Source organism: Paraburkholderia rhynchosiae (assembly GCF_002879865.1).
Classification (GTDB): domain Bacteria; phylum Pseudomonadota; class Gammaproteobacteria; order Burkholderiales; family Burkholderiaceae; genus Paraburkholderia; species Paraburkholderia rhynchosiae.
The window spans coordinates 100,111-124,557 of sequence record NZ_PNXY01000013.1; the positions used below are offsets into that span (position 1 = coordinate 100,111).

Consider the following 24,447-nt stretch of genomic DNA (forward strand, 5'->3'; position numbering starts at 1 on the left):
CTCCTTCCAGAAACCGGCACTAACAGTGCAGATGCAGAATATCCGAATTGATGTCCTGGGTATGTGCTTATCAATGGTCTCAGCAACCATGCTAACGGGTTGAAGGTACATGCATCGATGACGCTTCTTGATAGGGCGTACTGTGGCGGACAAATGGCGGAAAGCCACTTACCATCGCCGCATGGGAAGCCGGAAAGACGGCGCGTTGAACGCTGAACATCGACTCGGTGAGCGCGGGATGTGGTAAATGCGATAAGGAATGTTGCCGTCTGCGGCGCATCTCGAACCGCGGACGGCAAGTGATTTGCACATTAACGCGAGTGCGCTACTTCCATTTTGATCCGAGATTTTCCAACCCAGCTTTCATGAGGTCTTGTGGCAACATCGCGACGCGCAACTCGCAATCGGCGTTGAATTTCAGGAACCACGGTTCCGCAAGCGCGGGAATGTCCGACGCGTCATCGAGATGGATCACGAGCACTGCGCCGCGTGTGCCATTCTGCTCGGTGAAGTAGGCGGCCTCCGGTTTGGTCTCTTCGAGTATCCTCGCGATCACGTCGCCGACAGTGCCGGCACGGACTAGAGTGTTGAACGGTTCGTGCGGTATCCGTACGTTGAGAAGCATGCGCATGTCATCCTCCTGATTGATGCCCAAAGGGCAACTTAAGGATAGGTGCTCGACGCGTCGCTGTCGCTGTTCATATCGAGCCGGCCGCTTCCTGGCCGCTTCCAGGTCGCTTCCTGCCCGCTTCCTGGTCGATTGCGTCCTCCACTACGTCGACGAGCCAGTCGCGGTACACCTGCCCCGCAGGAACCTGTGGTCGGCTGCCTGACTGGCGTCAGACCGTGAGAGGTGCACGAGCAGCCACCGATGATCTGGCTCCCCATAAGCCGCGCTAAAAAGTCCGATGCGATGTCTTTCGCGGTCGGCAAGACGGAGCGCCCGAGACCGGGCGGTCATACGTTTCACGCGGTGGCTGGGATCGGTTCCGGCATACGGTAGCTGTGCAGCAGCCTCTCTTTCTCTTTTGCCACGGCTGCCATATTGCGTTCCTTCACGTGGCCGAAGCCGCGAATCCGGTCCGGCAGCGCGGCCAGTTTCAACGCGGCAGGCAGGCGTTCGTAGTCTAGTGTCATACAGAATTCGTCCACGAGCGCGATGTATTCAAGAATCAACCGCCGCTCCGCACGTCGCTCGCCGGTCTTTCCAAAGATATCGAACGGCGTGCCGCGCAGCCTTTTCATTGTCGCGATAAAGCGAAATACGGGTAGCATCCACGGACCAAAGCGTCTCTTCACCAGGTGACCATTGTCGTCGCGCTTCGCGAGCAATGGCGGGGCAAGGTAGAAGTTCAGCTTGTAGTCGCGCCCCGGTTCGCCGTCGAACTGCGCGCGCAGTTTGTCGAGATAGGCAGGATCGGCATAGAGCCGCGCCACTTCATATTCGTCCTTGTATGCCATCAGTTTGGCGAGGTTTGTCACCACCGCGCGCGTGAGCGGCAGCTTTGAATCGCGCCCGAGTTGCTGTTCCTTCGACCGAATGCGCTCGACCACGCCGCGATAAGTTTGCGCATACGCAGCATTCTGATAAGCGGTGAGAAGCGCCTCGCGCGTCGCGATCAGTTTGTCGAGCGACTCGGGCATTTGCATCACGACGGCCTGCGGCGTGGCCCGCCGATTGCGAAGCGCGTCAACGGCTTCCGAACCTTGGCACGCAATATAACGCCCCCAGTTGAACGCCTGCTGATTCCTGTCGACGGATACGCCGTTGATCTCGATCGCTTGCCGAAGGCTCGACAATCCCAGCGGCAACCAGCCTTTCTGCCATGCGAAGCCAAGCAGCAGCGGGTTGCTATAGATCGTGTCGCCGAGCAGCGCAAGGGCGAGTGCATTGGCGTCGATGAACTCGCATCCATCGCCGATGCTGTCGCGCAGTTGCGCTTCGGTCTGCGCACCCGGAAACGTCCACTGCGGGTTTTTGACGAAGTCCGCGGTCGGCGTCGCGCCGCTGTTGATCGCGGCGCACGTCACGCCATGCTGCGTGCGCGACAGCACGTCATTGGATGTCGATACGATCGCATCGCAGCCGATCACGAGGCGCGCTTCTCCCGTCGCGATGCGCGTGGCGTGCAGCTTGTCCGGTGAAGCGGCAACCTGCACGTGGCTCAACACGGCGCCGCCTTTCTGCGCGAGGCCGGCCATATCCAGCACGGTGACGCCTTTGCCTTCGAGATGCGCTGCCATGCCGATCAGGCCCCCGATCGTCACGACGCCCGTGCCGCCAACGCCTGTAACGAGAATGCCGTATGGCCTCGCGAGCGCAGGCAGCGAGGGCAGCGGCAAGCCATCGAAATCAGGCTTGGCTGCCCCGCCGGTTTGCGCGGCCTGAGGCTTGCGAAGCTGCGCGCCCTCGGCCGTCACGAAGCTCGGGCAAAAGCCGTTCACGCACGAAAAGTCCTTGTTGCACGACGACTGATTGATCTTGCGCTTGGTGCCGAACGGCGTTTCGACAGGCTCCACGGACAGGCAGTTCGACTGCACCGAACAGTCGCCACAAGCTTCGCAGACGGCGTCGTTGATAAAAGCGCGCCGGGCCGGATCGGGATACGTGCCGCGTTTGCGGCGGCGGCGCTTCTCTGTCGCGCATGTCTGGTCGTAGATCAGCACGGTCGTGCCGGCAGTGTCACGCAGTGTACGTTGAATCGCATCGAGCTGATCTCGATGATGAACATCGACGGCCGTCGGCAACACGACGCCGGAATGATATTTTTCCGGTTCATCGGTCACGATCACGATGCGCTTCGCGCCTTCGGCATGCACCTGGTGCGCGATCTGCGGCACGCTCAACACGCCGTCGACAGGCTGGCCGCCGGTCATGGCAACCGCGTCGTTATAAAGAATCTTGTACGTCACGTTTGCATTCGCGGCGATCGCGGCACGAATGGCGAGGAGTCCAGAATGGAAGTAGGTGCCGTCGCCCAGATTGACGAACACGTGCTTGTCGCCGGAAAAGTGCATCTGGCCGAGCCACGCGACGCCTTCGCCGCCCATCTGGCTGAACGTTTCTGTCTTTCGGTCCATCCACATCGACATGTAATGGCAGCCGATACCCGCCAATGCACGCGAACCTTCGGGCACATTCGTCGACGTGTTGTGCGGGCAGCCCGAACAGAACCACGGCTTGCGTTCGACGGACACTCGCGGCTTCGCGGCTTCGCGCTCCTTCGCTTCGATGATCGCCACGCGCGCGAGCATGCGCGCGCGCACGTCGTCGGGCAAATCTGCACGCGTGAGGCGCCGTGCGATTGCCTTGGCGATCAGCGCGGGCGACAGCTCGTAATGCGCCGGCAACAGCCAGTCGCCACGCGGCACAGACCATTCGCCGCCCTTGTTGTCGCGCTCGTCGAACTTGCCGTAGATGGTCGGGCGCACATCCTCGCGCCAGTTGTACAGTTCCTCTTTCAGTGCGTACTCGAGAATCTGGCGCTTTTCTTCGACGACCAGAATCTCTTCGAGGCCTGTCGCGAAAGCGCGCGCATCCTGCGCGTCGAGCGGCCACACGCAGCCCACTTTCAGGAGGCGCAAGCCGATTCGCGCACAGGTGTCGTCATCGAGGCCGAGGTCGCTGAGCGCCTGGCGCACGTCGAGATAAGCCTTGCCCGCGGTGATGATCCCAAAGCGCGGCTTCGGCGAGTCGATCACCACGCGGTTCAACTTGTTCGCGCGGATGTACGCGAGAGCGGCATACCACTTCTCGTCGAGGAGCCGCGCCTCCTGCGCGAGCGGCGAATCGGGCCAGCGAATGTTGAGGCCGCCCTCGGGCATCGCGTAGTCGGTGGGCGTGACGATTTCGATGCGATCCGGATCGAGGTCGATCGACGCGGTCGATTCGATCACGTCCGTTACGCACTTCATCGCGACCCACAGGCCTGCGTAGCGGCTCATCGCCCAGCCGTGCAGCCCGTAGTCGAGATATTCCTGCACGTTCGCGGGATACAGCACGGGAATGCCCGCCGCAATGAACGCATGCTCCGACTGATGCGCGACCGACGACGACTTCGCCGCATGGTCGTCGCCCGCCAGCACCAGCACGCCGCCGCGCACGTCGCTGCCCGCCGAGTTCGCGTGCTTGAAGACATCACCGGTACGATCGACGCCCGGCCCTTTGCCGTACCACATGCCGAACACGCCGTCGCGCGTTGCGCCCGGCCACAGGTTGATCTGCTGCGAGCCCCATACGGCGGTCGCGGCCAGGTCTTCATTCACGCCGGGCTGAAAGAACACATCGTTTGCCTGCAGATGCTTCTTCGCTTTCCATAGCGATTGATCCAGCGCGCCCAGCGGCGAACCGCGATAACCGGAGATGAAGCCGGCCGTATTCAGCCCAGCCTTCAGGTCGCGCGCTTTCTGCAGCATCGGAAGACGCACGAGCGCCTGCGTGCCGCTGATATACACGCGGCCTCGCTCCAGCGTGTATTTGTCGTCGAGAGATACGGATGAGATCGGCGCTTGTTCTGGTAGCTCGGCTAGGGTGGCGCGTTCCTGGGCATTCATGGCGAGACTGTCTCCGTGAGAATGTATTTTTCTCGCCGAGTATAGGAAGCCGTATTGCCATCGTAAAATCACAAATACGCAACCTTGATATTCGAAAAACAGATGGCTTTCGATCTCACACTCCGGCAGTTGCGCTACTTCGTGGCGGCCGCGCAAACCGGTCAATTTTCGATGGCGGCGGCGCAGGAACACGTGTCGCAATCGGCGATCACCAACGCGGTTCTGGCACTGGAAAGCGGTCTCGGCACGCGGCTGTTCGAACGGATGCCGCAGGGCGTCGCCCTCACGCCGGATGGTCACGACTTCCTTAACCATGCGCGTCGCGTGCTGGATGCAGCGCGCGACGCCGTGCACAAACCGCCTTTTCGCTCACACGACATGCGCGGGACCGTGCGCATCGCAGCGTCCTATACGCTGTTGGGCTATTTTCTGCCTGAGCTGCTGGCGCGATTTCGCGCGACGTATCCGCTGATCGAATTCGACCTTCGGGACATGGAGCGGGAGGATATCGAGCGAGCCGTGCAGGACGGGGAGATCGACATCGGCGTGGTGCTTCTTTCGAATGTCGAGAAACCCGGCCGCTTCGGGCGCCATGTGCTGATGCGCTCGCGGCGGCAGTTGTGGGTTGCGCCGTCGCATCCTCTGGCGCAACTGGATGCGCCGTCGCTCAAGGACATTGCGGCTCATCCATACATCCTGATCACAGTCGACGAGGGCGAACAGTCGACTCTGCGCTACTGGAACAGGAAAGGACTGGAACCGGACATCGCCTTTCGCACGAGTTCCATGGAAGCGCTGCGCGGACTCGTCGCGCACGGCTTTGGCGTGACGGTGCTCTCGGACATGGTGTTTCGCCCGTGGTCGCTCGAAGGCAAGCGCATAGAAGCGCGGCCGATACTCGACACCGTTCCTCAGATGGATGCGGGCATGCTGTGGCAGAAGGGCGCGCAGCTAAGCCGTCCGGCAACGGCGTTGCAGCAGTTCCTCATCCACGCATGCGGTACATGACGAGGCGCAACGGCGCCACTGACAAGAAGGTAGCAGGCGCCGGACGAACCGAAGGTTCAGTGCGAAATGCTCTCGAGCGACTTGCCGAGGGTTCGCGGCCCCATCAGGCCGATCGCGACGATCACGAGCGTCATCGCACCCGCGATGAAAACGAACACGCCGCTCACGCCGAATTCCCTCAACGTGAACGCAATGACGAACGAGCTGAATACCGCCGACAGGCGGCTCCACGAATAGACGAAGCCCACCGCGCGCGCACGAATCGCCGTCGGATAAAGCTCCTGCTGGTACGTGTGGTAAGTGAACGAGATGATATTGCCGGCGAGCGTCAGCAAAACGCCGAGCGTCACGATCGCGACCGCCGCCGACGCCTGGCTGAATAGCAGGCCGCTCACGATATTGACCGCGGCCATGAAGACGATCACGTGCTTGCGTTCGAAGCGGTCGGCGATCCAGTAGCCAAGCAGCGGACCGAGCGGCGCGGCGAGGCCGATAACCGTGGTGTACAGCAGGCTGTGCGTCACGGTGATGCCTTGCTTGACGAGCAGAGTCGGCACCCAGTTCGCAAAGCCGTAATAGCCGACCGTCTGGAAGATATGGAAGATGATGAGCATCGCGGTGCGGTTGCGATAGGGCGGTTTCCACATGTCGCCGAAGCCTGCCTTGCGCGGCACCGGGTCGGCGGGTCCAGGGGCAGGCAGCGGCTTGCCGTGTTGTTGCGCGACTTTTTCTTCGAGGCGCGTGAGGACTTCGTCCGCTTCGCGCATGCGGCCTTTGCTCGCCAGCCAGCGCGGACTTTCCGGCAAGTTTCGCCGGAAGTACCAGACAAAGAGCGCGCTGATGCCGCCGAGCAGCACGACCCATCGCCAGCCGTCGAGTCCAAATGGCGTTTTCGGCACGAGCAGATAGGAAAGAAACGCCACGACCGGCACGGCCGAAAACCCGATCGCCTGACAGATGGCGAAGGCCCGGCCGCGCAGGTGCTTCGGCGCGAGTTCGGACATGTAGGTGCCGATGGTGATCAGTTCGACGCCGATGCCCATGCCCGAGATGAAGCGCCATAGATTCAGGCCGTGCGCCGTATCCTGACAGGCCATCACCGTGTTCGCCGCCACGTACCACAGCAGGGACCACGTGAAGATCGCCCTGCGGCCGAAGCGGTCGGCCAGAAACCCGCACGCAATGGTTCCGACAAACAGCCCGGCGAAGAGGGCGGCAACGAAGCTCGCCACGCCGGAAGTGCCGAAAAGACCCGAGGTGGTCGGCGTGAGAATCCCGCTCTTCACGAGACCGGGCGCGACATAGCCGGTAAAGAGAAGATCGTACAGTTCGAAGAAGAAGCCGAGGCTCAGCAGCAGGATCAGCTTCCAGACCGCACGCGTTGCGGGAAGCCGGTCGAGGCGCGCCGAAATCGCCCCGGTGCTGGCGACCGCGGCGGCTTCGGCTCGTGTTGCATCGTCACCGACGCGTAGCGGTGACGCGCCCTCCAGAATGGCCATGTCTGTCTCCAGTATCGTCTTTTGAATAAGTCACTACTTGCACCGCGGCCGTGGGTCACGCGTGCTCGTACTGTTCCTGCAACTCGGCGAAAGAAGCAATCTTGCCCACGAGCGCGCTTGCCACAACCGTCGGCGGGCTTGCGAGCCAAACCTGGCCCGGTCCCGAACGGCCGGAGAAATTGCGGTTGATCGCGCTGATCGTGACCTCCCTCGCGTCGGTAGAGGAGCCGGGTCCGCAATTGGCGCATGCACCGCACGAGGGTTGCAGAAGGATCGCGCCGGTCTGCTCGAATGCCTCGATATAGCCGCGTTCGACGCAGTAGTCGCGAACGTCGGATGTGCCGAACTGAAGATACAGCTTCACGTCTGATGGCACCCGCAGGCCGCGCGCGGCAGCCCACGCCAGCACCTCGTGATAGTGGTCGAAGTCTTCGCGCTTGCCGGCGGTGCATGAGCCGCCATACGCGATATCCACGTGCGGGCGTTCCGCGAGATCGCGCAGCGCAATGCCGTTGCCGGGATCGCCGGGCGCGGCGAGCATCGGCGAAATGCCCATACAGTCAATCTCGATGACGTCGGTGTAGGCCGCGCCCGCATCGCTCGCCATCCACGGTTCGACGATGAAGTCGACGCCCCGGCGTTGCTTCAGGAAGCGGACGGTTTCCGCGTCGGGCGCGACGATTCCCGAAAAACCGCCGAGCTCGGCCGTCATATTCGTGAGCGTCGTTCGCTCATCGGTCGTCAACTGGGCGATCGCGGAGCCGGCGAACTCGAACACCTTGCCGACGCCCGCGCCCGAACGAATCCGGGGCTCGGCGAGAAGGTGCAGCACGAGATCTTTCGCCGTGACGCCGGGCGCGATGGGACCGTTGAAATTCACGCGCAGCGATTCGGGGACGGTCATCCGCACCGCGCCGGTGACGAACGCATTCGCCATGTCGGTCGTGCCGACGCCGAACGCGAGGCAGCCGAGCGCGCCGCTATGCGGCGTATGCGAATCCGTGCCGACGATCAACTGCCCCGGCAGCGCGTAACGCTCGGCCATCATCGCGTGAGAGATGCCTTCCGAGCCTTCGGTGAAGCTACTGCCGACTTCGCTCAGGTAGCCGTGATTCGTGATTGCGTAGTCGTGAGCGAACTGCCGGTGTGCCGCCGACAACTCGCGGACGTCGGGCAGCAGGCCGTTCCTGACATGAAGGTCGCTCTTGTGCGAATACGACAGGTGATCCTCGAACGCGAGAATCGATTCGGGCTCGCGAAGCGTCAGCGGCTTGCCGAACGCGGCGTGCAGCATATGTGTCGCCATGCCCGTGTAGTACTCGTGGATGAAACGCCAGTCCGCGCGAACGAACGCACCGCTGCCGGGCGTCGGCGTCTCGCCGGTGGCTTCGGTGGCAAGTGCATGACGTTCGAGTATTTTTTGCGCGAACGTGCGAGGCTGCTTACCGGTATCCGCATCGGCAGTGGGAGTCACCAGCCGGATCTCGCGCATATGTTGCGCGCCGTAGTGCAGCAGGCCGCCGCGTCGAAGGATCGCGGCGGCGAGGCTGTCGCGCGAGGCTACGAGTTCTTCGATATCGATCGGCTCGCCGCGCTGGATGCGCTCGATGAGCCCGAAGTCCGTCGATGTGAAAAGACCCAGGTTGTCCGCGTTCTGGCGATAGATGCGCTCGAAGCTCCTTGCGATCACGAGCCGGATGCCGGCGCGATACTCCGCGAGCGGACTGTGTTCGCGCGACGATCCTTTGCCATACCGGTTGCCCGCCACCGTCACGCAAAAGCCGCCGTTGCGGACAGCGTCGATACCGATGGGATTCTTGCCGCCCGCTCGGAACCCCAGATAGGGGACCCGGCCAAGGCGTTCGTCGAAGCGGGTCAGCACGCTCATCGGCGTGATCTCGTCCGTCGACACGTCGTCTCTCAAGGTTCCAGCCGCGGCCGTGCTGAGATCCGTACCGTCGAGCTGTTGCGCGATCTGTTCAGGGTCCGTGCAAAGAAACAGTACCCGGCCGGTCAAATCCAGTTTTGCCATCTGATTCTCCTTGAACCGGAATCTAGACGGCGGCGCGAGTGCTGCGAAGTGCTGGATTGGCAAGAGGGGCATCGCGATTCGCGATGCCCTCGTTAACCCGGAGGGTAGTCCGCAGGCTGCGTCAGTGCATCGATCAACGCCTGAACCGCCTTCAGACGGGACGATTTCCGCAGCGCGTGAACTCGCAACGTGCGGCCGGTCGCCCAAGTCTCATCGAGCGGCCGGCGCACGAACGCGTGCGAGCCGGCAAAGGCGGATGCCGCGCTAGTCGGCACGATGCCGATGCCGAGCCCCGCTTCGACCATCCGGCACTGCGCGTCGAAACTGTTGACGGTGACGGAGAGCTTGAGCGGTGTGCGAGCCGCATCGGCGCGCTCCTTGATGATCTGGTCCAACGAGCCACCCGCCTGAAGTGCCACGAGCGGAAAGCGGATGACGTTGCTGAACGTCGGCGCTTCGATGGCGGCGAGTTCATGATCGCGCGGGAGCACGACCATCAGCGGATCGTCGGCGAAGTGCCACGATTCGAGGCCGCTGGGCGTTTTGGTACCCGCCGAGATGCCGACGTCGGCGCGATCGTCCATGCACGACCGGATGACCTCGTCGGTGATCTGCTCGGTCAGCGCGATCCGCACGAGCGGGTAGTGGGCCTGAAAGGCCTTGAGCCGCTCGGGCAAAAAGCCCACGATCGCGGACGCGTTCGCGGACAGACGCACGAAGCCGGCAACCTGACCGCTGAGCGACTGAACTTCGCGTGCGAGCGATTGCAACTGGTCGTGCACCGACACCGCGCGCGCAAACGCATGACGGCCAGCCTCGGTCAATTCGACTCCCGACGACGAACGAATCAGCAACGCAACGCCCATTGCCGATTCGAGATCCGCGATGCGTCTGCTCAGTGCTGAAGCGGCGATGTGGTTACGGCCGGCTGCCCGCGCAATCGAGCCCTCCTGCACGACGGAAATAAATAACTCCAGGCTGTACGGATCGATTCGCATACCGCCAGATTCTCCCGGATGTTGATGGGTGGGAGTCGGGACTCGCCGACGGTGCCTGTCAGCGCGGACCTGGTGCGCTCAAAAAGCATCGCCACCACACGTCGCATTGGACCATTTTGTCCGTTGATTTCGGCCCGCTAATGGGTGTCAGGTTACCTTCAACATGCGGGCGGCGCCAGGTCTAACGCCGGTCCGGGTGTCCGGAGGTCCGGCGCGACGCCACACCGGAGACGCGGCGTACAGACGTCGGCACTGCGCATGAGGTCCATCCGGCAGGGCCAATCCACCCCTCCAGCAATGGGACCAACTCTTGCTGTGCAATAGGTGCACGGGAGACGATCATGTTCAGACTTTTCGGTATCCTGGCGCTCGCGGCTGCCGTCTCGGGATGCGTTGCCGCTCCGCCGTACGATTCCAGCTATCCGGCGTATGGTCCGGGCTACTATGCGCCGGGTCCGAGCATCGGCGTCGGTGTTGGCGGCGGCAGCTTTGGGGGTGGCGTCGGCGTAGGTGTAGGCGTCGGGTTCTGAGCACTTTCCGCGACAACGTCGCGCGATAGCGTTACCACCGGTCAGTAGGAGCCGCGCGGGTAGATCACGCTCTCCGCCTTCAATGTCGGCGATATTCATGCACAACCAGCCGCCACCCAGGGTTGCGACGGCATCCGTCTGTGCGCGCACGGTTCAGAACGCGCCGGTCGCGCAATCCACATCCTATAGTTACTGGAGAAGGCAACGAAAGAAGAACGTCACGAACAGGAAGGGAACAAGCGATGGCCACTTCAGCAACCCCCCAATATTTCTCGAACGAAGCGAAGCGACTTGCGCGTGGCATGTATGCCGTTACTTTGGCAATGGCCATTGGCGTCACGGTTTGCGCTTGTGGCGGCGACGGCACGCTGACGTCCAGCGAGCCGGCATACGCCACACAAGCGCGCCCGCAGATCAATGCATTACTCGCAGACACGATGACGTCGGGTGCAGTCGTGTATGTGCAATCGCCGCGGGGCGACTGGCTCGAATCGTTTGGAACGGCAGTGCGAGGCACGAACACGCCGATACCGACGAACGCGCATTTTCGCGTCGGCAGCGTGACGAAGACGTGGACCGGCACGGTGATCCTGCAACTCGTGCAGGAAGGAAAGCTGAGCCTGAGCGATCACGTCAGCAAATTCATCGCCAATGTGCCCAACGGCGATTCGATCACGATCGGGCAGTTGCTGACAATGCGCAGCGGCCTCTACAACTATTCGACAAATCTGGCTTTCAATCAGACGCTCGACTCACAGCCGAATAAAGTATGGACCGCCGCGGAATTGCTGAGCATTGGTTTTAGTGAGCCGGTTTATTTCCCGCCGGGCGCGGATTTTCATTACTCGAATACGAACACGGTGTTACTCGGACTTATCATCCAGCAACTCACCGGAATGAGTGCCGCCGATGCAATGAAGGCGCGACTTTTTACTCCGCTCGGTTTGACCGATACATATCTTCCGCCGCAGGACGATACGTCGCTGCGTGCGCCATCGCCGCATGGGTATCAATGGGGCACCAACGCCGAGACAACGAACAGCGACGCACTATCTCCGGAGCGCCAGGCGGCCGCGAAAAATGGCACGCTGCAACCAACGGATGTGACTAGTGTGAGCACATCGTGGGCGTGGACGGCCGGCTCGGGCATTTCGACGGTGACGGAACTGGCTGCGTACGTGCAACGGATGGTGGGCGGCGGCTTTCTGAACGCCGATCTGCAGGCGCAACGGCTCGCCAGTTGCACGGCGCTCAAGCCGTCCGATCCGATGTCGGCCGGTTACTGTCTGGGCCTCGCCAGATTCGGAACGTTCTATGGGCATACGGGCGAAATACCTGGTTTCAATACCTTCATGGGCTACGACCCGGCAACGAAAACGACGATCGTCACGTGGACGACCGCGGCTGCCGCGCCCGACGGACGTGCGCCCGCCAACGCGATCGCGCGGATCATCATGGGCGAACTCAGCAAGACATCCGAAGTGCCGAGCGAGGGACGGCCGTAATCAGCGGGATGGTGAGGCCGTCAGTGCGGCAGCATATCCTTGCGCCCGGTCTGTTCCGGGCGGTAAGAGCATGCGAAAGACTTTCGTTGCTAGAAGCGGTAAAGCACCGACGCCATGCCGTTGAGGTCCAGCCGGCGCTCAGTGATCGGACTGCCTGCGGCGTAACGCTCAAGGCGTCCCACAACTGCTGCAACGTTCGCCGACCAGTGCGGGCTGATTTTGTAAGTCGCATTCACGTTGAAGTGAATATCGCGCAAACCGGAACCGGTATCGTAGTGCGGCAATCCCGAAGCCGCGCTTTCCCGCGGCGTCACGCCGAACAAGGTCTGCGTATAGGTCGCGTTGGCCCATGTGAGGCCCGGACCCATGGAAATGAGCCAGTTGCCGATCGGCGCCGATACGAATAAATCGGCCGTCGCCGTCAGACCTTGTCCTGTTCCCGCGATGTCCTGATAGACCGCCGTCGCGCCGGTAAACGCCCACCATGTGTAATCGCCGAAGAGCCGCAGCTTCGGTCCGTAGTGCACATCGGGCAAGCCTTTGAGCCGCGCGTCGTCGGACGACGATCGCGACTGGAAGTCGAAACTCACCGACATACCGAGGTGATAGTTCTCTCCATGCAGCACGTTGACGCCGAGCACATCCGGACCCTGGGAGAAAAAACGATCCTTCCATGAAATGTCCTGCACAGGGAAGGGAAGCACTTGAAGCTGTGAGGAGCCGGGGAACTTCGGGAACACGTACATGCCCGGCCCGACCGAGAATTTCCAATCGCTGTCCGTCTGCCTTTCATCGGCGTGCGCGGCGCCAATCGTGCAACCCGCGGTGACCGCTGCGAGCGCTAAACAACGGCGTCCAGAAGATGTGATGCGGTGCCTCATGCTTTCCTCGCTACGGCGGCCAACTGTCTGAGGCGCCGCGCGAGCGCCCGTGATATGACAGGCGTCGGATTGTTGCAGGATGCCGACGCCGCAGCGCTTTCGCGCATGAAGAGCGCGCATTCCCGCGCGACGACCTCGCGCTCGTTGTCCGATGTGATCATGTGATATGAGTCGTCGAGCCAGATGGTGCGAAGAAACGACGCTCCGACGTTCGCCACGACGTAGCGCGCGTTGTGCGGGCTGGACGTCTCATCGTCGATCGCATGAATGATGAGGCAGTCAGTGTTGATGCTCTTCAGTTTCTTGCGCACGGAGCTCGCAAGCCGACTCGCTTCGTGGAGCGCGGGCATCGCAATGGATGCAGGCCCCACTTCGCTGATTTCGCCTTTCTGCATCACGCGCGCAATTTTCGAGCGCAATGCCTCGTTACGCAAGCCATAGGGTTCATGCTCGCGATAACGGTAGCGCGAGCGCAATGGCGTGTAATAGACGTAGTCGAGCAGAAATCGATACCAGGGAATCGCCCAGCCGTCGTAACTGAGTGTGATTGACAACAGTAGCAGCGCGCGCGCAGTCGGGCGCTGCTCAGCGACTGCGGCGGCCAGCGTGGCACCCATGGAGAGGCCGCACACCGAAACATGGCGGTGTCGCGCCGCGAGCGCGTCAAATTCGGCGACGGCTGCGCTGATCCACTGTTCCATCGGCATATGTCCCGTGCCGGCGCTGTAGCCGCGAAGCTCTGGCGTGTAGGTCGCAAAACCTTCTTCGATGAGCGCGCGAGAGAGGAATCGCAATTCCGCCGGAGAACTCGACAGGCCGTGCAGAAGCAGGACGGCGTGATCGTTGGCCTGAGCAGTGGGAGATTGAGAGGCGTTCATAGTCAATCTTCCGCCCGAAGGATCAGAAATTCGCCGGACGGTGTCGTGAAGCGTTCGCACACACATTCGACGGCGCGCCAACTGTGCCCATTCGATAGAAAACGCATACGGTGATGACCCGGCACTAACCGGTCGTTCACGCGCGCGAGATCATCCTGATGCACTTGCGAATGCCTGGCGCCGTAGGCGATACCGGTAAGAAACGTTTCGTCTTCGATGACTCCGGTGGCAGCAGAGGTTGCCGCTGCCGCGGCGAAACTGCCTGGCGGTGCGCTCGTTGCCGGATCGAGCGCCTTGATGAGAATGAGCGACCGGTTGTGCTGCGCGATGTGATGCAGCATGCGATGCATTTCATCCGTGGCACGACGCGCGATCAGGCGTTCGTTATCCCCTCGCAGCAGCATTTCGTAGCGCGAGTGCGCAACAGCCGCCAGTAGCTCGGCGCGATACTGCGCGCGTCTCAAGCGCTCGACCAGCGTGATGACAACAATCGTGATGAGCGTATACGAGACCAGCAGACGGATGTCCGACGCATCGATGATGTCGATACGTCCGTATGGCGGGACAAAGAGGTAATCCGCGAGACAGAGTCCCGCCAGCATCACGCTGAATGCCGGCGCGAGGCCGCAGTAATACTCTACGAGCATGGCGGCGATAAGAAAGGCGGTGCCCGGCATGATCGGGCCGAGCAGCGGGTGAAGTATCGATCGAATGGCGGCGGCGGTAAAAAGTGCCGCCGCCGCGATGATCCACCGTCTGCGGCCTCGAGAAGCCCACCGCCGAGAGTTTTTGACTTTCATTCGTTTTATACAGCGAGGTGACGTTTTCCCATAAGCCGGTGATTGTGCCAGACACTTCGGTGACATTAGCCGCTCTATTGCTGCAAAGTTTGGTTGAACGGTTCGCAGGTGCGATGGCGTCGAACAGAGCATGGCGATTGGCGCATCGAGCCGAAGATCGTCCGTATACTGGTGCCAAAGCCGATAAAGCCCGCCCAGCGAGACAAAGCATGCGCCTGCTCACCTATACCTTGTGCTTTGCCGTCGCTGCCTATCTGAGCGCGGCGCTGGCGTTGTATCTGATGCAGGACCGCTTGCTGCTTCCATCCACGCCCGACACAGCCCATCTGCACACGGTCATTGGCTCGGGTAACCACATTGACGCGTGGAAAGCGCAAGGCGAGTATGCAGGTTACGTCGTTACGCCGACGGAGCGCGAACCCCGCGGCACGTTCATCGTCTATCACGGTAACGAGGAGTCGGCGGAGACCAAACTGCCGCTCGCACAGGTATTCGTGCGCGCCGGGTATCGCGTCGTCATTGTCGAGTATCCGGGGCACGGCAAGCGGCGAGGCGAGCGCACCATGAAAGCGGCGGTCGTTGCTTCGCGCGACGCCTTGTCGGCCGTCCTCTCGCAGTGGCGCGGGCCGGTCTATCTGGTGGGCGAATCGCTGGGGGCGGGCATGGCATCGCAAGTGGTCAAGGGCGATGAGTCGGTGATCGCCGGCGTCGTGCTTATCACGCCTTGGGATTCGCTTGCCGCTGTGGCCGCTGAGAAGTATCCGATCTTCCCCATACGGTGGCTGCTGCATGACAGCTTTGATTCGATCGCCGCCGTATCGGGTTACGACGGGCCGCTGATCATTGTCGGTTCCCGGCGGGACGAGTTGATTCCGGTCGCGCATGCACGACGTTTCGCGAATGAACACGATCACACGCGGCTGATGCTGCTGCCCAATGCCGATCACGACGGTTGGTTCGACGCCATGACGCAGGAGGACTGGGGACGCATTCTGGAATGGCTTAATGCCGCGTGACCTGAAGGCTGGCCGGAAAAGCAGGGGCCTTGCATGGCTTTCGCCGAGCTTGATGACGACCGATGCTTTGCCGGCGTTTCAGAGCGTTCAGAGCGTTCAGAGCGTTCCGAGCGTTCAGAGCGTTTGCGGGAGTGGCGAACCGGCGACAAGCGAGCCCTCTTCGCACGGTCTGACGATAGAGGACATTGAAGCGCCAGCAAGGGCAAAACGGACGGCAAAAAGTCTGGTGCCGGGTTGACGACCCGAACCTGGCTGTCAGGCGCCCGGTGACTCAGCGATTTTCCGGCTTCACCGGACGCATGAAGCCGGCGACGTCTTATTGCGCCTGCGCTGCGTGACGTTGTGCGGCCTGCTGTTGGGCGTGCTGTTTCGCAAGATGCCTGCCAACCATGCAGCCACCTACCGCACCGACAACAGCATGATGTCCCGCGTAATGTCCAGCGACACCGCCCACTACCGCACCCTTTAGGCAGCCTGCGGCGTTTGCCGTGCCTGCCGTCGTGAAGACCAGCGCTGTGGCAATCAGGGCGATTCTTATCAAGCTAGCTTTCATTCGAAGATACTCGGAGTTTGGATTTTTCGGATGTGGCGCCTTACGGCGCCGTTTCAATACCCGCGCCAATTACGACGCTCGCGCCACTCTTGCGGGCGCCGTTCGTCATAGCCGCTGTCTGTATGCGACGGCGACAGCCGCGGGAGCATACACGACTGGAGGCGGAGACTCGTACACTGGCGCAGCCGGCGCATAGACTCCGACGGGGATACCGATACCAATGCCGACGTCGACATGTGCAGATGCGCCCGTCGATGCCGCCAGTATCGAAAGACCGAGTGCTGCGCCACAGATATTGTTATTGATTTTCCCGACTCCCCGCACGCGTTGCGTGCGTGTCGGTAAATCATGGCTCGGAGTGTACGAGACGGTGTCCGACACAAGTGAAACGACGGTGCGAGATCGGTAACAGCGGATTACTGGTGGCATCGCGACTAACGGCGCATCGGCCTGTCCCGGCAACGCATTCGCTACCACTGCGGCGACCCCAACTGTTCGCCTACTGATCGGTATGGCCGCAACGTTGCAGCCATACACGCGCTTCTTGCGATGTAATGTCAGGCGCGACAAACTTTCGGGCGCCGATGTGCCATGATGGCAGTACGAAGGACGACGCAAGATGGTCACATGGCCAATCGGGCAAAGGAGGCAAAAGTGACGGATGACCATAACCTGGCGGGCGACCGGGCCGAGCAAGTACCTGAATCGCTGCAGACACTCGCCGCATACCTGGAACGGTCACTTGATGCAGCCACAAGCGTCGTGATGATGCGGCACACGACCGAGGTCTGCACCGTTTATCTGGGTGACCCCGAAGGCTCACGCGAAGATCTGAAGCAGATTGGCGCAATTTCAGCATCACTCGCAAATGGCGTGCTTGAATCAACGTCTTCGGGCGTGAATCTGATGCAAATCCGCGGTCAAGCCTATCGCTTCGCACGAAGCTTCACGCAGGTTGACGGCATGGCGGCTGTTGTCTTTTCCACGGAATAGACCACGGCACTTTGCTGGCAAACTGGATTCGCCACGTTGACGTTGCGCGTAGCTTCGGAAGCTGTTGGGAAACCGATTTTCGGATCTGAATGCGTGTGAGAAAGAGGCCGCCGGAGGAGTGGCCGGCGACCTTGAGATCCAAAACCTCGGCGACAAGTCCGGGCGATTCGGAAGGATAACGAACTAAGCTGACTGGATCCAACCGCTTGGACCCCCCGCTGCGTTCCCCGTTTATGAAACTGTCAAGGAGATCTTAGGCGAACTTCGGTTGCCAGAAAGAACGCCCGCATCTCAAACTGACCGACAGCGCTGCGGTTGTAGTTCGTGAACGCTCAGCGAGCACACCTCAGAGCGGCGGACTGTACCGTGCCAGTGCGGCGCGCCGATCGTCGAACTCACGCCCTGACAAACTGCAGGCCGCCGAAATTCTGGATGGTGGGAATGTCGACCTTCGTGTACGTGTCAATCTGGGTGACCGGCGCGACCACGATGCTAGGGCTGGCGAAGCCGCCGCCATAAGCAGCATTGACGTTTCCAAAGTTGTAGTTGCTGCCGCCGCGCACAGCGGACAGTGCTTTGGCGGAGAGTTCTTCGGCGTGGGCGATGTCTTTGATGGTCAGCGAGGTCATGGTAAATCTCCTGGATCTGTTTCGGGTTAAAAGCACGATTTGTTGCGCAAGCGGAAGGAGAGTGCACTTGTGTGGGATTTGATGTCATCCCCTGTGAGGGCGACTCTCCTTCGCGTTTAACTCAGGCTTTGGCAAACTGCAGGCCGCCGAAATTCTGGATGGTGGGAATCTCGACCGTCGTGTGCGTGTCCGTCTGCGTGACCGGTGCCACCACGACGCCTGGGCTGGCGAAGCCGCCGCCATAAGCAAGGTTGAGGTTTCCGGCGTTGTAGTTGCTGCCGCCGCGTACAGCGGACAATTCCTTGGCGGAGAGTTCTTCAGTGTGGGCGATGTCTTTGATGGTCAGCGAGGTCATGGTAAATCTCCTGGATCTGTTTCGGGTTAAAAGCACGATTTGTTGCGCAAGCCGAAGGAGAGTGCACTTGGGTAGGATTTGATGTCCTCCCCTGTGAGGGCGACTCTTCTTCGCGCTTAACTCAGGCTTTGGCGAACTGCAGGCCGCCGAAATTCTGGATGGTGGGAATCTCGACCGTCGTGTGCGTGTCCGTCTGCGTGACCGGTGCCACTACGACGCCCGGGCTGGCGAAGCCGCCGCCATAAGCAGCATTGACGTTTCCAAAGTTGTAGTTGCTGCCGCCGCGTACAGCGGACAGTGTTTTGGCGGAGAGTTCTTCGGTGTGGGCGATGTCTTTGATGGTCAGCGAGGTCATGGTAAATCTCCTGGATCTGTTTCGGGTTAAAAGCACGATTTGTTGCGCAAGCCGAAGAAGAGTGCACTTGGGTAGGATTTGACGTCATCCCCTGTGAGGGCGACTCTCCTTCGCGCTTAACTCAGGCTTTGGCGAACTGCAGGCCGCCGAAATTCTGGATGGTGGGAATCTCGACCGTCGTGTGCGTGTCCGTCTGCGTGACCGGTGCCACCACGACGCCTGGGCTGGCGAAGCCGCCGCCATAAGCAAGGTTGAGGTTTCCGGCGTTGTAGTTGCTGCCGCCGCGTACAGCGGACAATTCCTTGGCGGAGAGTTCTTCGGTGTGGGCGATGTCTTTGATGGTCAGCGAGGTCATGGTAAATCTCCTGTGAGTTGCCTTGGGTTTGGAAGGAAGAGCACTATTTGTCGCGCTCACAGGGTTAATTGCACAGGCTGTGCCAACTCGACCGTGCTCGAAGAAAATACTCACTAACCGTTTGAAAATAAAAGAAAAAATAAGCGGCTCGCCGATATTTTTACGAGTCTATCGAGGGTGGACGCGCAAGGCATGTCGTGCTCTGGCAAACACGTCCATTGGCGACTGTTCGCTGTGATCGAACAGCCCGACTTCGCGCCTTCAATTCATGGCCCTCACGTCCAGGCTGCTCAGGAAATGACCGCTCGCTTCGTCAACAGGCACCCTTGGCAGAGCTTTCAACGCGACCGTGGACCGGAATGAGGCGTTGTCCCATCTCTGAGACGAAGTCTCTCTATCACGGCCATCACTTTCCGGCAGACCTCTTCAGTTGCGCCGTTTGCTAACGCCGCAATGCAACTTGCAAGTTAGGCCTGCTAGAAATAAGAAAGGAAAGGCGGGGGCATTGCGCACGTCGACCGAGTCGACCAACCAACTCACCGGTACGCTTCATTCGTTGACAAACAACCTCGGTTGGCTGCGGCCCGCCGCCAGCGAGAGCCGGAAGACTCGCTCTTCGCGCAGCGACCTGGAGAGCCATAATTCGGCGGGAATTGTATTTGAGCCCTGAACGAACCATACTGACTCTGTCCAATATTGTTCCTGGCGAACTGCGATGAACGGAAGCGACTCTGGAGACAACCATCGCGAGCATGCACACGACGACGCTCACGGCCACGGCAATGCGTTGTCAGAGATGGATCTGCGCGTCCGTGCTATGGAGTCCCTGCTGGTAGAGAAGGGTTATATCGATCCGCACGCCCTGGATCTGCTGATTGAGACTTATGAGCATAAAGTCGGGCCTCGCAACGGCGCCCGCGTAATCGCGAAGGCATGGTGCGACGCGACATACAGGCAATGGCTGCTCGACGACGCTACCGCTGCGATCGCATCACTGGGCTACGCCGGCAGGCAGGGCGAGCACATGGTCGTGCTGGAGAACACTCCCGCAGTACACAACATGGTGGTCTGCACATTGTGCTCGTGTTATCCGTGGCCCGTGCTCGGGCTGCCGCCGGTGTGGTACAAGTCGGCGCCGTATCGTTCGCGCGCTGTCATGGATCCGCGTGGCGTACTGAGGGAGTTCGGTTTTGAATTGCCTGCGGATGTCGAGTTTCGCGTGTGGGACTCCACGGCGGAACTTCGCTATCTGGTTTTGCCAATGCAGCCGCCCGGAACGGATGGCTTTTCCGAAGAGGCAATGGCTGAGCTGGTAACACGTGATTCGATGATCGGCACCGGGTTGCCGAAGACACCCGAATCGAAACCGGAGGCCGTATGAACGGCGCGCAAGACCTTGGCGGCATGCAGACCTTCGGCCCAATCTGCCTCGATGACGGTGCTTCGCTTTTTCACGCCAACTGGGAGCGCAGGGTACTAGCGATAACATTGGCCATGGGCGCAGTCGGCAAATGGAACATCGACATGTCTCGTGCTGCCAGGGAGAGCTTGCCGCCGGCGCAGTACCTCTCCAGCAGCTACTACGAAATCTGGTTCGAGGGGCACAGGAAGCTCTTGCAGAGCACAGGCCTCGCAACGGACGACGAAATCGAGGCTGGCGAGTCGAGGAATGCAGCAGCGCCTGTCCCTCGCGTATTGATGGCAAATGACGTGGCTGCTGCGCTGCTCCGGGGTAGCCCTGTCAATCGCCCCGTTGCTGCCCGAGCACGGTTTGGCATCGGCGACGCGGTAAGGACCCGTCAAATGAATCCGCCCTCGCATACCCGGTTGCCACGCTATTGCCGCGGCCGGCAAGGGCGCATTGTCGCTGTACATGGTGTGCACGTCTATCCGGACGCCAACGCGATCGGGCTTGGCGAGCAACCGCAATGGCTTTATACAGTACGCTTTGACGCCGCCGAACTGTGGGGGAAGGAGACCACCGCGGCGTCCGTGTGCGTAGACTGCTGGGAACCCTACCTCGACGAACCGCCCGCCCGAAATGACTGACGCCTCGCGGAGCCTGTCCGAACTGCACGCCACTTTGGCCGCATTGCCTTGCGACGATTCAGGGCCCGTTTTCAATGCCCCGTGGGAGGCGCAGGCGTTTGCCATGACATTGGCTTTGCACGAGCGAGGCGTGTTCACGTGGGCGGAATGGGCAATAACCCTGAACGAGGCCATCTGCGCCGCTCAGGCCTCAGGCGACAGAGACCGTGGCGACACTTACTACAGTCATTGGCTGAGCGCGCTGGAGAACATTACTTCAGCGAAGGGACTCGTGACGCCCGACTTGCTCCTGCAACGGCGGTGCGCGTGGGAGGCCGCTGCACTCAAAACGCCGCATGGACAACCAATAGAACTCGGCTAACTGTTTCCCGCCACGGGCCCACGATCCAATTGCCTGTGACCGGACCGGATCTGGGCCGCGACGCCCGAAAAGAGTGCGCGCTGATGCATCTCAGTGCAGGCCATCACTGCCCAAATGCACGAAAGTCGTTTGACACGCGCGGAAAGCGCAATTTCCTGGTTGGCACGCTTCCCGCTTAACAGAGTGGGCAAGGGGCCGGCGCATCATCCGGTTCATCAAACAATCTGGAAATGGACGGCTAGGGTTCCGGCCTGCTTCTCGCAGGCGCTGGTCCGAGAGCTGTCGACCTCAGGCGAGGTTACACGGCGGGATAAAAGCCCGGGAGAGAACGCGATGTTTGCGCTGCTCCCTGCCGTCGCTAACCGTCCCCTTCGAGGTCAACCTCATGCGCAAGCTCGTTCGCTGTCTTTGCATTGCCGCCATCTCCCTCGCCACACTCGCCTCCAGTGCCGCGTTCGCCGCAGGTCGCAACGACTTCAAGGTTTGCTGGACCATCTACGCGGGCTGGATGCCGTGGGGACAGGCGAAAACTCAAGGCATCGTCTCCAAGTGGGCCAGGAAGTACGGCATCAACATCGATGTCGTGCAGTTGAACGACTACGTTGAATCCATCAATCAGTACACGGCCGGCAAGTTCGATGGCTGTGCAATGACCAATATGGACGCGCTCACCATTCCGGCCTCGGGCGGTGTCGATTCGACGGCGCTGATTGTCAGCGACTACTCGAACGGGAACGACGGCGTGCTCATAAAGGGCAAGGGCAAACAGATCTCGGACCTGAAGGGCCAGCAAGTCAATCTCGTGCAGTTCTCCGTGTCTCATTACCTGCTGGCACGCGCATTGGAAAGCGCGCATATGAGCGAGCGCGACCTCAAGGTCGTGAACACGTCAGACGCTGACATTTCAGGCGCCTTTGCGACGCCTACCGTCCACAACGCCGTCACGTGGAATCCGATGCTCGCTGACATGAAAGCGCAGCCGAACGTCACCGAAGTCTTCGATTCGAGCAAGATTCCAGGCGAAATCATGGACATGATGGTCGTCAACACGAAGACGCTGCAGGCCAATCCGGCGCTCGGCAAAGCGCTGACGGGTGCCTGGTTCGAAATGGTCGCGTTGATGCACAGCAACTCTGCAGAAAGCACGTCTGCTTTGACTGCGATGGCGAAGGCCTCAGGCACCGACCTCGCAAACTTCAGAGGTCAGCTTTCGACAACCGCGCTCTTCTACACGCCAAAGGCGGCACTTGATTTCGTCACGAGCCCCGACATGCCGAAGATCATGACGCGCGTCGCAAAGTTCTCTTTCGACCATGGCCTGCTCGGGCAGGATGCCCATAGCGCGGACGCTGTGGGCATGGCATTCGACAAGAACGTCGTGGTTGGCAACAAGAACAACGTCAAACTCCGCTTTGACCCGACCTACGTCGAGATGGCTGCCGCGGGCAAGCTCTGACACGCATATCCCCGGCTTAAAGAGGCGGTCACCATGAGACTCATCAATCGACATCCGAGCCGGATCGGCGGCCTGATGCTACTTCTGCTGCCGTTCGTCGTGCTGTTGGCAGTCTATTTCACGGGGTCCGCCGAGCGTCTGAAGCTCAACTCCGATGACAAGTTGCTGCCCGGCGCGACGCAGATGAGTGATGCCGTGAAGGCGGCCGCATTCACTGAGGACAAGCGTACTGGCGAGTACCTGTTGTGGGCCGACACGCTGTCGAGCTTAAGACGACTCGGGATCGGACTTCTCGTGAGCGCGGTGATTGCTCTTGTGGTGGCGGTAGCGACGGGCTCGTTTCCGGTGGTCAGTGCAACGCTGTCGCCGTTCGTCACCGTGATCTCAATGGTGCCGCCGCTGGCGGTGCTGCCGATTCTTTTCATCGTGTTTGGACTCGATGAGTTGTCGAAGGTGGTTCTTATCGTCATCGGCATTACGCCAATGATCATTCGGGACTTGCATGCTCGCGCGAGAGAAATTCCCACGGAGCTGTGGGTCAAGGCTCAGACGCTGGGAGCCAACAGTTGGACTTTGATCTTGCGGCTGGTGCTGCCACAACTGTTGCCGCGATTGCTTGCAGCGATGCGTCTTTCGCTCGGGTCTGCATGGCTCTTTCTCATCGCAGCCGAGGCGATCGCTTCAACGGATGGTTTGGGCTACCGAATTTTTCTCGTGCGCCGCTATCTGTCGATGGACCTGATTCTGCCGTACGTCGCGTGGATTACGCTGCTCGCCTGGCTTACGGATGAACTGCTTCACCGGATCACGCAGTGGTCCTTCCCGTGGTATGGCGGAGGCGCGCGATGATCGAAGTCCGCAACGTCTGGAAAGAGTATGGCGATCAGGTTGTACTTGAGCGCTTGAATTTGACCGTCAAGGAGGGTGAGTTCTGTTCGATGGTCGGCGCGTCTGGATGCGGTAAATCGACGTTTCTGCGACTTCTGCTGGGACAGGAGCAAGCGACGCGCGGCGAGATTCTGCTGGACGGCCAGGCTCTGCCGGGCGAGCCGGACGCGCATCGTGGTGTGGTCTTTCAACGCTACTCCGTGTTCGACCATCTGACTGTGCTGCGCAACGTGATGCTTGGACTGGAGCTTCCGCGAGCGAAGTTCACGGGTCGGCTGTTCGGCGCACAGCGACGTCGAGCGCGCGACGAGGCTGCTGCGATGCTCGAACGCGTGGGTCTTGGCGCCGCCGCAAACAGGTATCCGCAGCAACTCTCCGGTGGTATGCAGCAACGCCTTGCAATTGCTCAGGCGCTGATGATGAAGCCTCGCGTCCTGCTGCTTGATGAGCCGTTCGGCGCGCTCGATCCCGGCATCCGCCGAGACATGCACGAGTTGCTGTCTGACCTGTGGCGCGAATCGAAGCTCACCATCTTTATGGTCACGCATGACCTGAAAGAAGGTTTCACCTTGGGTAGTCGCGTGCTCGTCTTCGACAAGGCGCGGGTGGACCCGCAAGCGCCCGGAGCGTACGGCGCGCGCATTACCTACAACATTCCGCTCGACCGTAGCCGCGACTCCGTGTCCGCTGTTCATCTGGCCCAGGCGGCGGTGCAGGGCGCGTCGAGTGTCGAAGCAATTCCGGACTGAAGG

General features: G+C 60.8%; 24 protein-coding genes, 1 pseudogene and 1 riboswitch. Of the genes and pseudogenes, 11 read left to right on the forward strand and 14 right to left on the reverse strand.

From position 1 onward, the window contains the following. Window positions 1–325: 325 nt before the first annotated feature. Both C0Z16_RS19270 and C0Z16_RS19280 read right to left on the reverse strand, forming a co-directional pair. Window positions 326–631: a panthothenate synthetase gene (locus tag C0Z16_RS19270; protein WP_102633712.1), complete on the reverse strand. Its 306-nt coding sequence runs from the start codon at window positions 629–631 to the stop codon at window positions 326–328. Window positions 632–966: 335 nt separating this feature from the next. Then, on the reverse strand, window positions 967–4,554 hold the full coding sequence (locus tag C0Z16_RS19280; RefSeq protein ID WP_102633713.1) for an indolepyruvate ferredoxin oxidoreductase family protein: 3,588 nt from the start codon (window positions 4,552–4,554) through the stop codon (window positions 967–969). Between the two features lie 102 nt (window positions 4,555–4,656). On the opposite strand from C0Z16_RS19280, the gene C0Z16_RS19285 reads away from it, so the two are divergent. Beyond that, window positions 4,657–5,562 (forward strand): LysR family transcriptional regulator, encoded by a 906-nt coding sequence (locus tag C0Z16_RS19285; protein WP_102633714.1) that lies wholly within the window; start codon window positions 4,657–4,659, stop codon window positions 5,560–5,562. Window positions 5,563–5,618: 56 nt separating this feature from the next. Here C0Z16_RS19285 and C0Z16_RS19290 read toward each other — a convergent pair whose 3' ends face one another. From C0Z16_RS19290 to C0Z16_RS19300, 3 genes are all read right to left on the reverse strand, one after another. Continuing rightward, complete coding sequence (locus C0Z16_RS19290) at window positions 5,619–7,061, reverse strand: MFS transporter (RefSeq protein ID WP_102633715.1); 1,443 nt, start codon at window positions 7,059–7,061, stop codon at window positions 5,619–5,621. A 55-nt stretch (window positions 7,062–7,116) separates the two neighbouring features. Beyond that, complete coding sequence (locus C0Z16_RS19295) at window positions 7,117–9,093, reverse strand: aconitase family protein (RefSeq protein ID WP_102633716.1); 1,977 nt, start codon at window positions 9,091–9,093, stop codon at window positions 7,117–7,119. 92 nt (window positions 9,094–9,185) lie between these two features. Continuing rightward, entirely contained in the window at window positions 9,186–10,091 is a 906-nt protein-coding gene (locus C0Z16_RS19300) for a LysR family transcriptional regulator (RefSeq protein ID WP_102633717.1), read from the reverse strand. A gap of 341 nt (window positions 10,092–10,432) precedes the next feature. On the opposite strand from C0Z16_RS19300, the gene C0Z16_RS19305 reads away from it, so the two are divergent. Both C0Z16_RS19305 and C0Z16_RS19310 read left to right on the forward strand, forming a co-directional pair. Continuing rightward, window positions 10,433–10,621: a hypothetical protein gene (locus C0Z16_RS19305; RefSeq protein ID WP_102633718.1), complete on the forward strand. Its 189-nt coding sequence runs from the start codon at window positions 10,433–10,435 to the stop codon at window positions 10,619–10,621. A 242-nt stretch (window positions 10,622–10,863) separates the two neighbouring features. Then, window positions 10,864–12,126, forward strand: coding sequence for a serine hydrolase domain-containing protein (locus C0Z16_RS19310; RefSeq protein WP_102633719.1), 1,263 nt, complete (start codon window positions 10,864–10,866; stop codon window positions 12,124–12,126). 89 nt (window positions 12,127–12,215) lie between these two features. On the opposite strand, the gene C0Z16_RS19315 is transcribed toward C0Z16_RS19310, so the two are convergent. Genes C0Z16_RS19315 through C0Z16_RS19325 form a run of 3 tightly spaced genes read right to left on the reverse strand, consistent with a single transcriptional unit; the run spans window position 12,216 to window position 14,685 of the window. Further along, the gene (locus tag C0Z16_RS19315; protein WP_102633720.1) at window positions 12,216–13,007 is read right to left on the reverse strand and encodes a MipA/OmpV family protein; all 792 of its coding nucleotides are present in this window, start codon (window positions 13,005–13,007) and stop codon (window positions 12,216–12,218) included. Continuing rightward, entirely contained in the window at window positions 13,004–13,885 is an 882-nt protein-coding gene (locus C0Z16_RS19320; RefSeq protein WP_102633721.1) for an alpha/beta hydrolase, read from the reverse strand. Before C0Z16_RS19320 ends, C0Z16_RS19315 begins: the two co-directional genes overlap by 4 nt. A gap of 2 nt (window positions 13,886–13,887) precedes the next feature. Further along, complete coding sequence (locus C0Z16_RS19325; RefSeq protein WP_102633722.1) at window positions 13,888–14,685, reverse strand: DUF4118 domain-containing protein; 798 nt, start codon at window positions 14,683–14,685, stop codon at window positions 13,888–13,890. A gap of 209 nt (window positions 14,686–14,894) precedes the next feature. Here C0Z16_RS19325 and C0Z16_RS19330 point away from each other — a divergent pair, with 209 nt between their 5' ends. Next, complete coding sequence (locus C0Z16_RS19330) at window positions 14,895–15,701, forward strand: alpha/beta hydrolase (protein WP_102633723.1); 807 nt, start codon at window positions 14,895–14,897, stop codon at window positions 15,699–15,701. 316 nt (window positions 15,702–16,017) lie between these two features. Here the strand turns inward: C0Z16_RS19330 and C0Z16_RS38800 are convergent, their stop codons facing one another. Together C0Z16_RS38800 and C0Z16_RS38805 are read right to left on the reverse strand one after the other, a co-directional pair. Further along, window positions 16,018–16,254: a hypothetical protein gene (locus tag C0Z16_RS38800; RefSeq protein ID WP_102633724.1), complete on the reverse strand. Its 237-nt coding sequence runs from the start codon at window positions 16,252–16,254 to the stop codon at window positions 16,018–16,020. Between the two features lie 53 nt (window positions 16,255–16,307). Continuing rightward, window positions 16,308–16,560 (reverse strand): annotated as a pseudogene (locus C0Z16_RS38805) (hypothetical protein). Window positions 16,561–16,881: 321 nt separating this feature from the next. On the opposite strand from C0Z16_RS38805, the gene C0Z16_RS19345 reads away from it, so the two are divergent. Then, complete coding sequence (locus C0Z16_RS19345; protein ID WP_102633725.1) at window positions 16,882–17,247, forward strand: hypothetical protein; 366 nt, start codon at window positions 16,882–16,884, stop codon at window positions 17,245–17,247. Window positions 17,248–17,642: 395 nt separating this feature from the next. Here C0Z16_RS19345 and C0Z16_RS19350 read toward each other — a convergent pair whose 3' ends face one another. The 4 genes from C0Z16_RS19350 to C0Z16_RS19365 all read right to left on the reverse strand — a co-directional run bounded on the left by C0Z16_RS19350 (window position 17,643) and on the right by C0Z16_RS19365 (window position 18,941). Next, window positions 17,643–17,876 (reverse strand): hypothetical protein, encoded by a 234-nt coding sequence (locus tag C0Z16_RS19350; protein ID WP_102633726.1) that lies wholly within the window; start codon window positions 17,874–17,876, stop codon window positions 17,643–17,645. 121 nt (window positions 17,877–17,997) lie between these two features. Beyond that, on the reverse strand, window positions 17,998–18,231 hold the full coding sequence (locus C0Z16_RS19355; protein WP_102633727.1) for a hypothetical protein: 234 nt from the start codon (window positions 18,229–18,231) through the stop codon (window positions 17,998–18,000). A 121-nt stretch (window positions 18,232–18,352) separates the two neighbouring features. Beyond that, window positions 18,353–18,586: a hypothetical protein gene (locus C0Z16_RS19360; protein WP_102633728.1), complete on the reverse strand. Its 234-nt coding sequence runs from the start codon at window positions 18,584–18,586 to the stop codon at window positions 18,353–18,355. Window positions 18,587–18,707: 121 nt separating this feature from the next. Continuing rightward, window positions 18,708–18,941: a hypothetical protein gene (locus C0Z16_RS19365; protein ID WP_102633727.1), complete on the reverse strand. Its 234-nt coding sequence runs from the start codon at window positions 18,939–18,941 to the stop codon at window positions 18,708–18,710. Window positions 18,942–19,656: 715 nt separating this feature from the next. Here C0Z16_RS19365 and nthA point away from each other — a divergent pair. The 6 genes from nthA (at window position 19,657) to C0Z16_RS19395 (ending at window position 24,444) form a co-directional block, all read left to right on the forward strand. Next, window positions 19,657–20,322 carry a nitrile hydratase subunit alpha gene (gene nthA, locus C0Z16_RS19370; RefSeq protein ID WP_102633729.1) on the forward strand — a complete coding sequence of 222 codons (666 nt, stop codon included), beginning with the start codon at window positions 19,657–19,659 and terminating at the stop codon, window positions 20,320–20,322. Beyond that, complete coding sequence (gene nthB / locus C0Z16_RS19375) at window positions 20,319–20,990, forward strand: nitrile hydratase subunit beta (RefSeq protein WP_102633730.1); 672 nt, start codon at window positions 20,319–20,321, stop codon at window positions 20,988–20,990. Before nthA ends, nthB begins: the two co-directional genes overlap by 4 nt. After that, complete coding sequence (locus tag C0Z16_RS19380; protein ID WP_102633731.1) at window positions 20,983–21,351, forward strand: nitrile hydratase accessory protein; 369 nt, start codon at window positions 20,983–20,985, stop codon at window positions 21,349–21,351. The genes nthB and C0Z16_RS19380 overlap by 8 nt, the downstream gene beginning before the upstream one ends. Window positions 21,352–21,578: 227 nt before the next feature. Beyond that, a riboswitch (guanidine-I (ykkC/yxkD leader) is annotated at window positions 21,579–21,678 on the forward strand. Between the two features lie 58 nt (window positions 21,679–21,736). Beyond that, window positions 21,737–22,807 (forward strand): putative urea ABC transporter substrate-binding protein, encoded by a 1,071-nt coding sequence (locus C0Z16_RS19385; protein ID WP_102633732.1) that lies wholly within the window; start codon window positions 21,737–21,739, stop codon window positions 22,805–22,807. Between the two features lie 33 nt (window positions 22,808–22,840). Further along, window positions 22,841–23,656 (forward strand): ABC transporter permease, encoded by an 816-nt coding sequence (locus C0Z16_RS19390; protein ID WP_102633733.1) that lies wholly within the window; start codon window positions 22,841–22,843, stop codon window positions 23,654–23,656. Continuing rightward, entirely contained in the window at window positions 23,653–24,444 is a 792-nt protein-coding gene (locus C0Z16_RS19395) for an ABC transporter ATP-binding protein (protein WP_102633734.1), read from the forward strand. The genes C0Z16_RS19390 and C0Z16_RS19395 overlap by 4 nt, the downstream gene beginning before the upstream one ends. Window positions 24,445–24,447: the final 3 nt, after the last annotated feature.

Coding starts and splice junctions, on each gene's coding strand:
- C0Z16_RS19270 (WP_102633712.1), bottom strand. CDS start 631: ATGCGCATGCTTCTCAACGTACGGATACCGCACGAACCGTTCAACACT.
- C0Z16_RS19280 (WP_102633713.1), bottom strand. CDS start 4,554: ATGAATGCCCAGGAACGCGCCACCCTAGCCGAGCTACCAGAACAAGCG.
- C0Z16_RS19285 (WP_102633714.1), top strand. CDS start 4,657: ATGGCTTTCGATCTCACACTCCGGCAGTTGCGCTACTTCGTGGCGGCC.
- C0Z16_RS19290 (WP_102633715.1), bottom strand. CDS start 7,061: ATGGCCATTCTGGAGGGCGCGTCACCGCTACGCGTCGGTGACGATGCA.
- C0Z16_RS19295 (WP_102633716.1), bottom strand. CDS start 9,093: ATGGCAAAACTGGATTTGACCGGCCGGGTACTGTTTCTTTGCACGGAC.
- C0Z16_RS19300 (WP_102633717.1), bottom strand. CDS start 10,091: ATGCGAATCGATCCGTACAGCCTGGAGTTATTTATTTCCGTCGTGCAG.
- C0Z16_RS19305 (WP_102633718.1), top strand. CDS start 10,433: ATGTTCAGACTTTTCGGTATCCTGGCGCTCGCGGCTGCCGTCTCGGGA.
- C0Z16_RS19310 (WP_102633719.1), top strand. CDS start 10,864: ATGGCCACTTCAGCAACCCCCCAATATTTCTCGAACGAAGCGAAGCGA.
- C0Z16_RS19315 (WP_102633720.1), bottom strand. CDS start 13,007: ATGAGGCACCGCATCACATCTTCTGGACGCCGTTGTTTAGCGCTCGCA.
- C0Z16_RS19320 (WP_102633721.1), bottom strand. CDS start 13,885: ATGAACGCCTCTCAATCTCCCACTGCTCAGGCCAACGATCACGCCGTC.
- C0Z16_RS19325 (WP_102633722.1), bottom strand. CDS start 14,685: ATGAAAGTCAAAAACTCTCGGCGGTGGGCTTCTCGAGGCCGCAGACGG.
- C0Z16_RS19330 (WP_102633723.1), top strand. CDS start 14,895: ATGCGCCTGCTCACCTATACCTTGTGCTTTGCCGTCGCTGCCTATCTG.
- C0Z16_RS38800 (WP_102633724.1), bottom strand. CDS start 16,254: ATGAAAGCTAGCTTGATAAGAATCGCCCTGATTGCCACAGCGCTGGTC.
- C0Z16_RS19345 (WP_102633725.1), top strand. CDS start 16,882: ATGGCCAATCGGGCAAAGGAGGCAAAAGTGACGGATGACCATAACCTG.
- C0Z16_RS19350 (WP_102633726.1), bottom strand. CDS start 17,876: ATGACCTCGCTGACCATCAAAGACATCGCCCACGCCGAAGAACTCTCC.
- C0Z16_RS19355 (WP_102633727.1), bottom strand. CDS start 18,231: ATGACCTCGCTGACCATCAAAGACATCGCCCACACTGAAGAACTCTCC.
- C0Z16_RS19360 (WP_102633728.1), bottom strand. CDS start 18,586: ATGACCTCGCTGACCATCAAAGACATCGCCCACACCGAAGAACTCTCC.
- C0Z16_RS19365 (WP_102633727.1), bottom strand. CDS start 18,941: ATGACCTCGCTGACCATCAAAGACATCGCCCACACCGAAGAACTCTCC.
- nthA (WP_102633729.1), top strand. CDS start 19,657: ATGAACGGAAGCGACTCTGGAGACAACCATCGCGAGCATGCACACGAC.
- nthB (WP_102633730.1), top strand. CDS start 20,319: ATGAACGGCGCGCAAGACCTTGGCGGCATGCAGACCTTCGGCCCAATC.
- C0Z16_RS19380 (WP_102633731.1), top strand. CDS start 20,983: ATGACTGACGCCTCGCGGAGCCTGTCCGAACTGCACGCCACTTTGGCC.
- C0Z16_RS19385 (WP_102633732.1), top strand. CDS start 21,737: ATGCGCAAGCTCGTTCGCTGTCTTTGCATTGCCGCCATCTCCCTCGCC.
- C0Z16_RS19390 (WP_102633733.1), top strand. CDS start 22,841: ATGAGACTCATCAATCGACATCCGAGCCGGATCGGCGGCCTGATGCTA.
- C0Z16_RS19395 (WP_102633734.1), top strand. CDS start 23,653: ATGATCGAAGTCCGCAACGTCTGGAAAGAGTATGGCGATCAGGTTGTA.